At 74.0% G+C, this 13,314-nt stretch carries 12 protein-coding genes; 5 read left to right on the top strand and 7 right to left on the bottom strand.

What is annotated here, in order from left to right; genetic code table 11:
* The first annotated feature begins 256 nt into the window (after positions 1 to 256).
* The gene (locus ACFYX3_RS09885; protein WP_389010423.1) at positions 257 to 649 is read left to right on the top strand and encodes a DUF2568 domain-containing protein; all 393 of its coding nucleotides are present in this window, start codon (positions 257 to 259) and stop codon (positions 647 to 649) included.
* Between the two features lie 7 nt (positions 650 to 656).
* Here the strand turns inward: ACFYX3_RS09885 and ACFYX3_RS09880 are convergent, their stop codons facing one another.
* On the bottom strand, positions 657 to 1,112 hold the full coding sequence (locus ACFYX3_RS09880; RefSeq protein ID WP_116157378.1) for a MarR family winged helix-turn-helix transcriptional regulator: 456 nt from the start codon (positions 1,110 to 1,112) through the stop codon (positions 657 to 659).
* Positions 1,113 to 1,234: 122 nt separating this feature from the next.
* Between ACFYX3_RS09880 and ACFYX3_RS09875 the strand changes: the two genes are divergently transcribed.
* Entirely contained in the window at positions 1,235 to 2,704 is a 1,470-nt protein-coding gene (locus ACFYX3_RS09875; RefSeq protein ID WP_389010419.1) for an MFS transporter, read from the top strand.
* A gap of 181 nt (positions 2,705 to 2,885) precedes the next feature.
* On the opposite strand, the gene ACFYX3_RS09870 is transcribed toward ACFYX3_RS09875, so the two are convergent.
* Positions 2,886 to 3,845, bottom strand: a complete 960-nt coding sequence (locus tag ACFYX3_RS09870; protein ID WP_389010416.1) for an Lrp/AsnC family transcriptional regulator — start codon at positions 3,843 to 3,845, stop codon at positions 2,886 to 2,888.
* Positions 3,846 to 4,086: 241 nt separating this feature from the next.
* Here ACFYX3_RS09870 and ACFYX3_RS09865 point away from each other — a divergent pair, with 241 nt between their 5' ends.
* Positions 4,087 to 5,532: an MFS transporter gene (locus ACFYX3_RS09865; protein ID WP_389010413.1), complete on the top strand. Its 1,446-nt coding sequence runs from the start codon at positions 4,087 to 4,089 to the stop codon at positions 5,530 to 5,532.
* Positions 5,529 to 6,713 carry an amidohydrolase gene (locus tag ACFYX3_RS09860; RefSeq protein ID WP_389010410.1) on the top strand — a complete coding sequence of 395 codons (1,185 nt, stop codon included), beginning with the start codon at positions 5,529 to 5,531 and terminating at the stop codon, positions 6,711 to 6,713. Before ACFYX3_RS09865 ends, ACFYX3_RS09860 begins: the two co-directional genes overlap by 4 nt.
* 52 nt (positions 6,714 to 6,765) lie before the next feature.
* Here the strand turns inward: ACFYX3_RS09860 and ACFYX3_RS09855 are convergent, their stop codons facing one another.
* The 3 genes from ACFYX3_RS09855 to ACFYX3_RS09845 form a co-directional block, all read right to left on the bottom strand.
* Entirely contained in the window at positions 6,766 to 7,722 is a 957-nt protein-coding gene (locus ACFYX3_RS09855) for an SMP-30/gluconolactonase/LRE family protein (protein ID WP_389010552.1), read from the bottom strand.
* Positions 7,723 to 7,835: 113 nt separating this feature from the next.
* The gene (locus ACFYX3_RS09850) at positions 7,836 to 8,663 is read right to left on the bottom strand and encodes a VOC family protein (RefSeq protein WP_389010407.1); all 828 of its coding nucleotides are present in this window, start codon (positions 8,661 to 8,663) and stop codon (positions 7,836 to 7,838) included.
* A 116-nt stretch (positions 8,664 to 8,779) separates the two neighbouring features.
* On the bottom strand, positions 8,780 to 9,712 hold the full coding sequence (locus ACFYX3_RS09845; protein ID WP_389010404.1) for a MerR family transcriptional regulator: 933 nt from the start codon (positions 9,710 to 9,712) through the stop codon (positions 8,780 to 8,782).
* Between the two features lie 191 nt (positions 9,713 to 9,903).
* Between ACFYX3_RS09845 and ACFYX3_RS09840 the strand changes: the two genes are divergently transcribed.
* Positions 9,904 to 11,403: an alpha/beta fold hydrolase gene (locus ACFYX3_RS09840; RefSeq protein WP_389010401.1), complete on the top strand. Its 1,500-nt coding sequence runs from the start codon at positions 9,904 to 9,906 to the stop codon at positions 11,401 to 11,403.
* A gap of 133 nt (positions 11,404 to 11,536) precedes the next feature.
* Here ACFYX3_RS09840 and ACFYX3_RS09835 read toward each other — a convergent pair whose 3' ends face one another.
* A complete protein-coding gene (locus tag ACFYX3_RS09835; protein ID WP_389010549.1) occupies positions 11,537 to 12,322 on the bottom strand; it encodes an ABC transporter ATP-binding protein in 786 nt (261 codons plus the stop codon).
* A 5-nt stretch (positions 12,323 to 12,327) separates the two neighbouring features.
* Entirely contained in the window at positions 12,328 to 13,311 is a 984-nt protein-coding gene (locus ACFYX3_RS09830) for an ABC transporter ATP-binding protein (protein WP_389010399.1), read from the bottom strand.
* Positions 13,312 to 13,314 lie beyond the last annotated feature (3 nt).

Here is a 13,314-nt window from a genome sequence, read left to right as displayed (position 1 = left end):
AAGCCGGTTGGCGTTACGTATTGTTGATCTGGGCACGTCAGGAAGGTGGACGTATCCCCCCGTCCGCCCCCTTCGTTCCCCGACGCTCCCGTTCGGGCGGACGCGCCCGACCCCTGCGCTCCTGCGCCGCGCCCGACCCGTACCACCCCGGGCGGGGGCGGACCGGAAACCCCGGCGCGTTCCCTCTTCACCACCACCGACGTCCTCGCCCGGGACGTCCCCGCCCGAGGGGCCTTAAGCTCGGGCGGTCGTACGCGTGATCGACGTCGAGAGGTCCCCGATGAAGCTGCCCGCGCCGCTGCACGTACTGAACGAAGGTCTGGCGTTCCTGCTTGAGCTCGCCGCGCTGGCCGTCCTGGCCTGGTGGGGATGGGAGAGCGCGGAGCACGTGGTGCTCCGGCTGCTGCTCGCGGTCGCCGCGCCCGCCCTCGCGGCCCTCGTCTGGGGCCTGTTCGCCGCCCCCAGGGCCCGGTTCCGGGTGCCGCTCGCGGGCGTTCTGTGCGTGAAGGCCCTGGTGTTCGGCGCGGCGGCGCTCGCGCTCCTCGACCTCGGCCGGCCGGTGTGGGCGGCCTCCTTCGCCGCCGTGGCGCTCGTCAACACCGCCCTGGCGACGGCGGACCGGCGGGCCGCCATGCACCGCGGCGCCTGACGGGATGTCACGGCCGGGGCCAGGGGCGGCCTTCGAGGCGCTCGATGTCCCTGTTGAAGCGTTCGAGGTAGGCGGCGAAGCGGGCCACGTCCTCGGGTGACCAGTCCTCCATCACCCGCTCCAGGCCCGCGACGTTGAAGGCGCGGTCGGCGTCCAGGCGGCGCTCGCCCTCCTCCGTGATGCGGAACTTGCGGGCGATGCCGCCGTCCGGATCCGGGATGCGCTCCACGACCCCGGCGCGCAGCATCGCGGCGGTCTGCCGGTTGAGGGTGGAGGCGTCGAGGCCGAAGGCCTCGGTGAGCTGTCCGATGGACATCGGCCCGTGCATCCGGATGCGGGTGAGGAGGACGTACGCGCTGCGGTCGAGGTGGTCGCCGGCCGCGCGCGAGCGGGGCCCGTACAGGTGGGCGTGGCGTCCGAGCAGCATGCTCTCGAACTCGACCAGGTGGGTGGGCTTGTCCATGGGGTCATTCTCTCTTGTCGCGCAATTATGTGCATCATGCACGGCTTGTGCATGATGCAATCGATGTGCATGATGCATATAACTGTTCCTGAAAAACCGAAGAAAGTACCGAGGGAGAACCCGTGGACGGCTCCAAGCCCGACGCCCGCCCCGGCGGCGTCGTCGGCGTCCTCGCCATGGCCGGCATCGTCGCCGCACTCATGCAGACCCTGGTGGTGCCGCTCATCGGCGACCTCCCCAAACTGCTCGGCACCACCGCCTCCGACGCCTCCTGGGTGATCACCGCCACCCTCCTCGCCGGAGCCGTCGCCACCCCCGTGGCCGGCCGGCTCGGCGACACCCTGGGCAAGCGGCGCGTCCTGCTCGCCTCCGTCGTCCCGCTGGTCGCCGGCTCGGTGGTCTGCGCCCTCGCCTCCTCCGTCGTCCCGATGATCGTCGGACGCGGACTTCAGGGCCTCGGCATGGGCGTCGTCCCCCTCGGCATCAGCCTGCTCCGCGACATCCTCCCGCCCGAGAAGCTCGGCGGCTCCATCGCCCTGATGAGCGCCTCCATGGGCGTCGGCGGCGCCCTCGGCCTGCCCTTCTCCGCCGCCGTCGCCGAGAACGCCAGCTGGCGCGTGCTCTTCTGGGTCGCCGCCGGACTGAGCGTCGTGGTCGGCGCCCTCATCTGGCGCGTCGTCCCCGACGGGCGGCGCGCCGCCGCCCCCGGCCGCTTCGACCTGCCGGGCGCCCTCGGCCTCGGCATCGGTCTCGTCGCCCTGCTGCTCGCCGTCTCCAAGGGCGCGACCTGGGGCTGGGGCAGCGCCACCACCCTCGGCCTGTTCGCCGTCGCGGCCGTCGTCCTGCTCGCCTGGGGCGTCTGGGAGCTGCGCACCTCCGACCCGCTCGTCGACCTGCGCGTCACCGCCCGCCCGGTCGTCCTGATGACCAACGCGGCCTCGGTCCTGGTCGGCTTCGCGATGTACGCGCAGTCCCTGGTCGTCCCCCAGCTGTTCCAGCTGCCCGAGGCGACCGGCTACGGCCTGGGCCAGTCGATGATGGCGATGGGGCTCTGGATGGCCCCGGCCGGCCTGATGATGATGATCCTGGCGCCGCTCGGCGCCAAGCTCTCGGCCGCACGCGGCCCGAAGGTCACGCTCTCGGTCGGCGCGCTCGTCATCTCCGCCGGGTACGGCTCCTCCCTCGCCCTGATGGGTTCCACCTGGGGTCTGCTCACCGTGACCCTCATCTGCAACACCGGCGTCGGACTCGCCTACGGGGCCATGCCGGCGCTCATCATGGGCGCGGTCCCGCAGGAGGAGACCGCCTCCGCCAACAGCTTCAACACCCTGATGCGCTCCATCGGCACCTCCGTCTCGGCCGCCGTCATCGGTGTCGTCCTGGCCCAGATGACCACCACCCTCGGCGGCCATGTGCTGCCCTCCGAGGGCGGCTTCCGCGTGGCCATGCTCATCGGCTGCGGGGTCGGCCTGGTGGCGGCCGTCGTCGCCGCGCTGATCCCCGCGAGGTTCGCGGCGCCGGCCTCCGGCGACGCCCGGGGCGCCGAATCCGGGACCGGCCCGCGCACGAACTCGCAGGCCACCACCGCCTGACGGTCACGACCGGGGCGCGCCGCCGCGGGGTACGTGGGGACGGCCCCGCGTCGCCGCCGCCCCGTCCGGCGGGCGGACCGCAGAGGCGCGCGCCGGACCCCGGAGGGCCCCCGTCGACCGCGGAGACGCGGTCGACGGAGGCCCTCGTCACGCGTGCCCGGTGCGTCACGCGGTCGCCCCCTCAGCCCTGGCCCACCGTGATTCCCGCCCTCTTGTACGTACGCATCAGCAGCGCGGTCTCCGTCGACGTCACGCCCTCAAGACGGGCGAAGACCCGGGCCGTGAACTCCTGGAAGTCCCGGGTGTCGCGATGGCTGGAGTATCCGAGCAGGCTCGTCCCGCCGCTCGTCACCACCAGATGGCGCACGGCCGCCTCCCGCGCGAGCAGCCGGATCGCCGCGTCGAGCTCCCGGTGCGGCACCCCCAGCCGGAACCGCGCCTCCACCGGATAGCCGAGGACCTCCGGATCGGCGTGCAGCCGCAGATGCAGCACGTGCGAGGCCGTCAGCCGGGCCAGGCGCCGCCGGGCCGTCGTCTCGCCGACGCTCAGCCCCCGCGCCAGGCGGGTCGTCGACATGCGGGCGTCGCGCCGGAGCAGCTCGACGAGCCGCCGGTCGAGCTCGTCCACGACGGGCGGCTCCGGGAGCGCGGTGCCCTCGATGGCGTGCCGCCGCACGTCCGTGGGCTCGTCGTCGTACGGTGCCCAGTCGCTGGCCGTGAGCAGCAGCCGGAGCACCACCGCCGAGTGGACGTCCACGACCCCGTCGAGCCGGCCGATCACCGTGTCCACGAGGGTGAGCAGCGCGTCGTGACCGGCCGCCTGGAGCTCGACGAACACGTCGAGCGCCCCGGTGGCGACCTCCACGGACCGCGTCTCCTCCAGGGTGGCGAGCGTCAGCGCCACCTCGTGGACGCGGCCCGGCGCGCACCGTACGGCGATCTCCGCCGTCACGCCCTCGTACTGGTACTCGGGGATGAGCGCCGCCACGAACGCGACCCGCCCGTCGGCGGTCATCCGCTCCAGCCGGCGCGCGACGGTCCGCTCGTGCGCCCCGACGGCCGCCGCGACCTCCGCGAACGGTGCGCGGGGATCGCGGTGCAGGACCTTCAGGATCCCGTGGTCCAGCGCGTCCAGCGTCATCGCGCCTCTTCTCCTCCCGGTCGCACGGCCCGCCCGAAGGCGCCCCGCTCGACCTCCTCCTGCCCGAATCCGCCGCGGACCCCCCACCCCCTGCCGCATTCGGCCGTCTTCGCGCTCGACTCTTGCCTGAAGTGCTGCCCGCTCGCCACATTGTGGTGCATCTTCCGCCCCCGTACCCCACCCGCCGGGCGGCCCCCACCCCCCATCGAGCCCACGCGGCCCTCCCGAAGAGGTAGTACGTATGACGGACGCCGGTACCCGCACCGCCCCCGTACGGAGAAGAGCCGTACGCCCCGTTCCCGCCGGCGCGGTCATCGCCTCGGTCGCGCTCGTCGAGCTCTCCAGCGGCATCACCCAGGGCTTCCTCTCCCCGCTGCTCAAGGGCCTCACCGACACCCTGAAGGTCACGGCGGCCGACCTGAACTGGATCAGCATCGCGAACCTGCTAGCCAGCGTCGCGTTCACGCCGGTCCTCTCCCGCATGGGCGACCTCTACGGCCACCGCCGGCTCCTGCGCTGGAACCTCGCGATCGTCATCGCCGGATCCGTCCTCGTCGGACTGAGCCGCTCCTTCCCGGTGCTGCTCGCCGGCCAGATCCTCCAGGGCGCCATCGCGGGCTTCTTCCCGCTCCTCGTCGGCATCCTCCGCAACCGCCCCGACGGCGGCGACGCCGAGAGCCGCCGCGGCATCAGCCGCATGGTCGCCGCGCTGATCGGCGGCCTCACCCTCGGCCTGCTGTCCAGCGGTGTCGTCGCCTCCACCGTCGACAGCCCCACCGCCGCCCTCTGGGTGCCCGCGATCGGCGCGAGCATCGCCCTGGTCGTGACCTGGCCCCTGCTCCCCGAATCCGAGGACCGCCCCGGCGGCTCCGTCGACTGGGCCGGCGCGGTCCTGCTCTCCGTCGGCCTCGTCGCCCTGATGCTCGCCCTCGGTCTCGGCGGCACCCCCGGCTGGGAGTGGACCTCCACCCGGACCCTCGCCACCCTGATCGGCGGCACGCTGGTCACCGCCCTGTGGGTGCTGGTGGAACTCCGGACCGCCGAACCCATGATCGACGTCCGGATGTTCCGCCGCCGCAACGTGGTCGTCGTGTCCGTCGTGACCCTGGCGTTCAGTTTCTGCATGCTCGGCCTCCAGGTCGCCCACTCCGTCTTCCTCGGCACGAGCCCCGCCGACACCGGGTACGGCTTCGGCTACGGACCTGCCGCCATCGGCCTCGGACTGCTCCCCAACCTCCTCGCCATGGCCCTCGCCGCCCTCGCCGCCCCCGCCGTGGCAGCGAGGATCAGCGACCGCCTCACCCTCGTCACCGGCTCCGCCCTCATGGCCGTGGGATACGTGACCGCCCTCGCCGCACACGCCTCCGCGCCGGTCTTCCTGTTCGGCACCGCGATCGCCGGACTCGGCAACGGCTTCCTCCAGCACTCCACGCGCACCCTCGCCGTCGAGTCCGTCCCCCACGACCGGACCTCCGTCGGCTCCGGCATCAACGAGCTGATCATCAACGTCGGCGGCTCGCTCGGCGCCGCCGCGGTCCTCACCGTCTTCGCGAACCACACCGCCACCGGCCACACCCTGCCCGACCTCGGCGCCTACACCACCTCCTGGGTGCTGTGCGCCGTGATCTCCCTCGCGGGCGGCGCCGCGTCCCTCCTGTACCGCACCCCGTCGAAGGACCTCCGATGACGACGACCACCACGGCCCGCGAGCACAGCCGGGCCGCTCTCACCCGCCACCGGGACGTGGTCGTCGGGCTCAGCCACGCCCTGCACGCCGACCCCGAACTCGCCTACGAGGAGCACCGCGCCGCCCGCCGCATCACGGACCTCGTCGAGCGCGCCGGCTTCGACGTGACCCGCGAGGCGTACGGACTGCCCACCGCCTTCCGCGCCACCGCCGGCAGCGGCGACCTGGTCGTGGGGATCTGCGCGGAGTACGACGCGCTCCCGGGGATCGGCCACGCCTGCGGCCACAACGTCAACGGCTCGGCGTCCGTGGCCGCCGCCCTGGCCCTGGCGCCGCTCGCCGACGACCTCGGCATCACCGTCGCGCTCCTCGGCACCCCCGCCGAGGAGTCGGGCGGCGGCAAGGTCGACATGCTCCGCGCCGGCGCCTTCGACGACGTGGCGGCGGCCATGATGGTGCACGCCGCGCCGCAGGACGCCGTGGGCCTGTCCACCCTCGCGATCAGCAGCCTCTCCGTCGCGTACTCCGGCGTCCCCGCGCACGCCGCCGCGATGCCGCACCGGGGCGTCAACGCCGCCGACGCGATGATGATCGCCCAGGTCGCGATCGCCGCCCACCGCCAGCAGATGGTCCCCGGCGCCGTCGTCTCCGGCGTCGTCACCTCGGCCGGCGACGCGGCGAACGTCATCCCGGACCGTGCCACCGCGACGTACGACGTCCGCGCCCGCACCAGCGAGGAGCTCGCCGAGCTCCAGGCGCGGGTCCGGGCCTGCTTCGAGGCCGGAGCCCTCGCCACCGGCGCCGAGCTCGTCCTGGAGACCGTCGGCAACGACTACGCCGACCTGCGCCAGGACCTCGCCATGGGCCGGAGCTACCAGGCCGCCGCCGAGGCCCTCGGCCGCACGGTCCTCCCCAGCGACCCCGGTCTGCGCGGGGGTTCGACCGACATGGGCAACGTCTCGCACCTCGTCCCGACGATCCACCCCTCCATCGGGTACGACTGCGGCGACACGATCATGCACCACCCGGACTTCACCCGGTACGGCACCACGGCCGCCGCCGACCGCGCCGTCCTCGACGGGGGCCTGGCCATGGCGTGGACCGCGATCGACCTGGCGACCGACCCGGCCCGGCGCGAGCGGCTCCTCGCCGGCGTCGCCGCCCGCGCCGCCGTGAACTGACGGCCCCCCGACCGCGCCTCGGGCCGCCGGGTCCAGTCAGGGCCGCCCTGCCTCAGGCCGCCGTGTCCAGCCAGGGCCGGCGGCCGGGGCCGGTCGGGTGGGTGCCCGTGGCGCTCATCACGACCGAGTACAGGCTGGTCTCGGCGGCGATGAAGAGACGGTTGCGCTTGGCGCCGCCCCAGGAGATGTTGGCGACCGCCTCCGGGACGTCCAGCCGTCCGATGAGGGTGCCGTCAGGGTCGTAGCAGTGCACCCCGTCGGCCATCGCGGCGGCCCAGAGGCGGCCGGCCGCGTCGAAGCGGAGGTTGTCGAAGCGGGCCTTCTCCCGGGCCGACGCGTCGGCGAAGACCTTGCCGTCGGAGAGCGTGCCGTCCTCGCGCACGTCGAAGACCCGGATGAATCCCGCCCGGGTGTCGGAGACGAACAGCTGCCGCTCGTCAGGGGAGAAGACGAGACCGTTCGGCGCGGCGAACTCGTCCGACACCAGCCGCACTTCACCGCTGTCCGGATCGATGCGGTACACGTTGTTGGAGCCGATCTCGCTCTCCGCGCGGTAGCCCTCGTAGTCGCTGGTGATGCCGAAGTCCGGATCGGAGAACCAGATCGACCCGTCGGACTTCACCGCCGCGTCGTTCGGACTGTTCAGGCGCCTGCCCTGCCAGCGGTCCGCGAGGACGGTGACCGTGCCGTCGTGCTCGGTGCGCGTCACGCGCCGGTTGCCCTGCTCGCAGGAGATCAGCCGGCCCTGGCGGTCGAGGGTGTTGCCGTTGGTGTGCCCGGCCGTGCGGCGGAAGACGCCGACCGTACCCGTCTCCTCGTCCCAGCGCAGCATCCGGTCGTTCGGGATGTCACTCCAGATCAGCTGCCGCCAGGCGGGCAGATAGATCGGCCCCTCCGCCCAGCGGCAGCCCGTGTGGAGGACCTCGAGAGCGTCGTCCCCGTACATGCACCGTCCTGTGAGGAACCGCTCGTCGAACATCTCGTACAGCTCGGGGCGCTCGCCGCTCATGGGGCCCTTCCCTCCTGCGTCGCTCATGCATGCCGAACCTGATCCTGTACGAGATGAAGATTGCAGGATCATCTACGGTGCACACAAGGATCTTTCGAACAGAGAGCGGTGGATCACACGGCCCCGGATCCTCCTCCGTCCTCCGTCTCCAAGGTGAACAGCGCCCCGTCCGGGTCCCGGACCACCACCCGGCGCGTGTCGTCCGCGTCCGAAGGCCGCACCCCGGCCCACTCTCCGCCCGGCACCACCGCCCCGCCGTGCGCCACGACCGCCTCCTGAGCCGCCGCCAGATCGCGCACCCGGAAGCGGACCAGCCAGCGCGGCCTCGACTGCGGCCGGGACGAGGCGGATTCGACCGGACCGCTGTCGAGCCGGGCGACGGCCTCGCCCTCCCGCCGCAGCACCACCCGGTCGTGCTCGTACGACACCTCGCTCGCGCCCGGACTCCCGTCCGCCCAGCGGAGCACCCCGCCGTAGAACACGGCCGCGTCGAAGGCGTCGCGGGTGTGCAGCTCCACCCAGGCCGGAGCCTGCCGCTCCCCGACGTGCCAGCGCGACACCGGCCGCCCCTCCCACACCCCGAACACCGCACCGTCGAGATCCGTCGCGATCGCCGCGCGCCCACCCAGCGGATACGCCATCGGCCCCACGCCGACCGTCCCGCCGCGCTCCCGGATCTGCGCCACCGCCGCGTCCGCGTCGTCCACGGAGAAGAACACCGTCCAGGCCACCGGCACCGCCGGCTCGGCGGCCAGCGCCGCGATCCCGGCCACCGGCACCCCGTCCCGCTCACCCACCACGTACGCGTCGTCGAGCTCGGCCCGCCGGAACGTCCACCCGAGCACGGCCCCGTAGAAGCGCCGCGCCTCCTCCGGATCGCGGGCGGACAGGCTCAGCCAGCACGGTGCACCCATCCCGTCCCCGGTCGTCGGCCCCGACACCGGCACCACCTCCTTGTCGTCCTGAGTCCGTGCGCCCCTTCCCCGCCCCGCCGCCCCGCAAGCGCGCACTCACCCGGGTGCCGCCGATGACCACACCCCCGGGTGCACCGGCGACGTCAGGCGGCCGGGCCGTGGACCTCGGCCCGGAGGGCCGTCGACAGGTGATGGTGCAGCAGGCCGAGGGGCGGCTCGCCCGGGGCGAACAGGCCGGCGGCCAGCTTCCAGTACCGGGGGAGCACCGGGCTGTCGTCCAGGGCGAGCAGACCGAGGAGGTGGCGCCGGAAGTCCGGCGTGTCCGGCTCCCCGCGCGCCAGGGCGTAGGCGGCGACGAAACAGTCCAGGGCCCCGCCGTCGTGCGGCTCCCGCCCTGCCCGGACCTCGGCCGAGGCGAGCCCGTACGCCTCGGCGAGTCCCTCGTAGAGGACGACCGGACGGTACTCGCCGTCCGGCAGCGGCGGCGCGGGCCGGAACTCCGGCCGTTCGAGGCGCGGGTCGGTGACGAGCGCGTGCAGCCGGGCGAACGCGAGCACCTGCTCCGGGCCCGGGTCCTCCGGAGGCGTCGGCACCACCGCGTCGAGGACCGTGGACACCACCCGCCCCGGCAGCCGTGCCGGCAGGGCCCGGCGCCAGAAACGCGCCAGGGCGTCCGTGTCCGGCGGGGCCGGCAACGCGCCGAGCAGCCGCAGCCGCTCCACGCGCTCCCCGGCGCCGGACTCCTGGATCAGCCGCAGGGAGGCCTCCTTCCAGCGCAGCGCCACCAGCTGGGAGCCCACGTCCCGCAACCGATCCGCGACGGCCTCTTCGAGGACCGTGTCGGCCCCGTCCCGCTCCAGGACCCGCTCCACCTCGGGCACCGGCAGGTCGAGAGCGCGCAGCGAGCGGATGAACCGCAGCCGGTCGAGCGCCTCGGCCCCGTACCGGCGATGGCCGCCGGAGCTGCGGGCCGCCTCGGGCAGCAGACCGCGATCGGAGTAGAACCGCACGGTCTTGACGGTGACGCCCGCCCGTGCGGCCAGCTCCCCGATGCTCAACAGACCGTCGGACAACACGAGGTGAACCTCTTTCAGCGGACTCCGACCATCTTCGGACCCCACCATTCTGACGGCCTGCCGGCCCGAGACGGCCCGACGCCCCATGGACGCGGCCCGCGGGGCGCCCCGTGGGCCGCGCGCTTGAATCTCCCGCAGGGGGAGTTCCTAACGTGACCGCGAGACATCCCCCAAGAGGCGAGGAGACGGTCATGACGGCGTTCGTACTGGTGTCGGACACCTTCACCGGTGGCTGGGTGTGGGAGGAGACCGCGGCCCGGCTGCGGGAGACGGGAGCGGAGGCCCACCCGGTGACCCTGACCGGGATGGGGGACCGGCGGGCCGAGGCCGGTGACGAGACCGGCCTGGAGACGCACATCGAGGAACTGGTCCGGCTGATCGACGGTATCGCGGCGACCGACGTCGTCCTCGTCGGGCACGGATACGGTCTGTACCCGGTGTTCGGCGCCGCCGACCGGCGCGCCGGTCGCGTCACCCGGATCGTCTCCGTCGACACCGGACCCCCGCAGGGCGGCGACGCCGCCGTACGCTCCGTACCCGACCCGGAGGTCCGTGAGCTGCTCGCGGGACGGCCCGACGCGCCGGTCCCGCCGCCCGAGCCGGGCACCTGGCCGAGGTGGGGCAGCATCGAGGGGATCCCCGCCGACGCCCTGGCGCGCCTGGAGCGCGAGGCCGCGCCGCAGCCGCCCCGTACGCTCACCGAGCCGCTGCACCTGACCGGCGCCGCGCACACCCTGCCGAACACCGGCATCCTCTGCAACGCCAACGGGCAGAGCATCGCCATGGTCGAGATGGCGGTGGCGTCGGGCCCGCCGCAGCTCCGCGTGTTCACCGAGGACAGGTTCCGCTTCTTCGACCTCGCCACCGGCCACTGGCCGATGCTCTCCGCACCCGGGGAACTGGCCGAGGTGCTCGTCCGCGCGGCCGCCGGCGGCGGCCACCGGGTGACGGCACCCGAGCACGAGCACGAGGAGCCGTCCCACCTGAGGCCCTTCCTCGTCGACGTGCCCGAGCGGCCGCGCGACCGCGTCGGACGGGTCGACCTGCACCTCCCGGACGGCGAAGGGCCCCGGCCGGCGATCGTCTTCGTCCACGGCGGCCCCATCGACCCCGAGCGGCGCCCCACGCCACGGGACGCGCCGTTCTTCCTGGGGTACGGCCGCTACGCGGCGGGCGCGGGCGTCGTCGGAGTCACCGTGGACCTCCGGCTCCACGGCCTCGCCGACTACCCCCGGGCCGCCGGGGACCTCGCCGCGGCCGTCGAGCAGGTCCGCGCCGATCCGCGCGTCGACGGGGACCGCATCGCGCTCTGGTTCTTCTCCACCGGCGGGCTCCTCGCCGCGGACTGGCTCGCCGCGCCCACGCCGTGGCTGCGGTGCGTGGCGGCCAACTATCCGGCGCTGGCGCCGCTCCCCGGCTGGGAGATGGTGGAGTCCCGCTTCCGCCCGGTGGACACCGTGGGCACCGCGGACGGGCCTCCGATCGTGCTGACCCGCGCCGGACTCGAGCACGAGGCCATCGCGGCGACCGTCGAGGAGTTCCTGACCGCCGCCGGGAAGCGCGGGGCCGACGTCGAGGTCATCGACGCCCCGAACGCCCACCACGGCTTCGAACTGGTCGATCCCACCGACGAGTCCCGGGCGGTCCTGGAACGTTCGATGCGCGCGGTCCTCGCACGCCTGCGGGACTGACGCACCTGCAGAAGCGAACGGCACGTCCGGGACCGACCGCACCCGCGGGACTGAACGGCGCCTCCGGGCCCGACCGCACCCGCGGGACTGACGGGCCCGCCTCCCCGGCCCCCGTGGACCGGGGAGGCGGACGTCACCCCTGCCCCGCCGGCCGCCTGAGTCGCCGGGGCACGGAGTCCAGGAGGAGCCGGGTGTACGGGTGCTCCGGCGCGTCCAGGACGCGCGCGGTCGGGCCCGTCTCCACGACCTGGCCGGACTTCAGCACCAGGACCTCGTCCGCGATGTGCCGGACCACGGCCAGGTCGTGGGTGACGAACAGATAGCCGATGCCCGACTCCCGGCGGATCGTGCCGAGCAGTTCGAGGATCTGCGCCTGGATCGACACGTCGAGCGCGGCGACGGCCTCGTCCAGGACGAGGACCCGGGGCTTCACGGCGAGGGCCCGCGCGATCGCCACGCGCTGACGCTGACCGCCGGACAGGCCCCGGGGCAGCGCCGAGGCCTCGCGCGCGCCGAGCCCCACCTGGTCGAGGAGCTCGGCGACCCGGTCCCGGCGTGCGGTCTGGTCGAGGTCGGTGTGCAGGCGCAGCACCTCGTCCAGGCAGCCCGAGACGGAGATCCGGGGGTCGAGCGACAGATACGGATCCTGGAAGACCATCTGGATCTCCCGGGCCCTGGCGAGCCGTTCGGCCCGGCCCCGGGGACGCGCGGAGCGGTCCCGGCCGTCGAGGCGGACCGTGCCGCCGTCCGGCCGTTCCAGGCCCACGAGCATCCGGACCGTGGTCGTCTTGCCGCTGCCGGACTCCCCGACGATGGCGAGCGAGGACCCGGGCGCGAGCGTGAACGACACGTCGTCGACCGCCGTGTGGTCCCCGTACTGCTTGCGCAGTCCTTCGACGACCAGGCCCTCCTCGAGCAGGACGGTCACAGCGTGATCCCTTCTTCGGCACGGTGGCAGGCGGCGAGCCCGTTCCCATGGCGCACGAGCGCGGGCTTCTCCTCCGCGCAGCGCGGCACCGCGTGGGCGCAGCGCGCGGCGAAGGAGCAGCCGGGCGGAGCCTCCGCGAGGGAGACGGGGCGGCCCGGGATGGGGCGGGGCGCCGGCGCGCCCGGTTCGAGGCGCGGGGTGCAGGCGAGCAGGCCCGCCGTGTACGGGTGGCGGGGCGCGTCGAACAGCTCGTCCGTGGACCGGGTCTCCACGATCCGGCCCGCGTACATGACGTACACCCGGTCGCAGACGGTGGCGGCCAGTTCGAGGTCGTGGGTGACGAACAGCATGCCCGTGCCCCGTTCGGCCCGCAGTCGGGCCAGGATCGAGATGACCTCGGCCTGGGTGGTGACGTCGAGCGCCGTCGTCGGCTCGTCGGCGACCAACAGGGCCGGCTCGCTCGCGAGGGCCGCCGCGATGACGACCCGCTGGAGCATGCCGCCGGAGAACTGGTGCGGATGACGCCGCAGGGCACCGCGCGGGTCGCGGATGCCGACGGCGTCGAGGAGTTCCTCGGCGCGGACGGTCGCCTCGGCGGCGGGGGTCCCGGCGGCCCGCAGTCCCTCGGTGAGGAAGTCGCCGACCCGCCGCAGCGGGTTGACGGAGGCGCGCGGGTCCTGGAAGACCATGGAGACCTGCCGGGCGCGCAGCGCGGTCAGCTCGGCGCGGTTCATCGCGAGGACGTTCCGCCCGGCGACCCGGACCTCTCCGTCGGTGCGGGCGCCCGCGGGCAGCAGCCCGAGGACGCTGCGGCAGGCCACGGACTTGCCGGAACCGGACTCGCCGACCAGGCCGACCGTCTCCCCGGGGCGGACCGTCAGGCTCACCCCGTCCAGGATGGGCCGGGCGGCCCGGTCGCCGGCCAGGCGGACGCCGAGGTCCTCGATCTCCAGGACCGGCGCGGTCGCCTCTGTGTTCATCGC

The organism is Streptomyces sp. NPDC002463, assembly GCF_042889835.1.
Classification (GTDB): Bacteria; Actinomycetota; Actinomycetes; order Streptomycetales; family Streptomycetaceae; genus Streptomyces; species Streptomyces nymphaeiformis.
Note: the sequence above shows the minus strand (reverse complement) of the source record. Positions and strands in the feature narration are given on the sequence as shown.

Bases quoted from the DNA above. Each gene is read 5' to 3' on its own strand.
- ACFYX3_RS09880 (WP_116157378.1), bottom strand. From the start codon at position 1,112: ATGGACAAGCCCACCCACCTGGTCGAGTTCGAGAGCATGCTGCTCGGA.
- ACFYX3_RS09870 (WP_389010416.1), bottom strand. From the start codon at position 3,845: ATGACGCTGGACGCGCTGGACCACGGGATCCTGAAGGTCCTGCACCGC.
- ACFYX3_RS09865 (WP_389010413.1), top strand. From the start codon at position 4,087: ATGACGGACGCCGGTACCCGCACCGCCCCCGTACGGAGAAGAGCCGTA.
- ACFYX3_RS09860 (WP_389010410.1), top strand. From the start codon at position 5,529: ATGACGACGACCACCACGGCCCGCGAGCACAGCCGGGCCGCTCTCACC.
- ACFYX3_RS09855 (WP_389010552.1), bottom strand. From the start codon at position 7,722: ATGAGCGGCGAGCGCCCCGAGCTGTACGAGATGTTCGACGAGCGGTTC.
- ACFYX3_RS09840 (WP_389010401.1), top strand. From the start codon at position 9,904: ATGACGGCGTTCGTACTGGTGTCGGACACCTTCACCGGTGGCTGGGTG.
- ACFYX3_RS09830 (WP_389010399.1), bottom strand. From the start codon at position 13,311: ATGAACACAGAGGCGACCGCGCCGGTCCTGGAGATCGAGGACCTCGGC.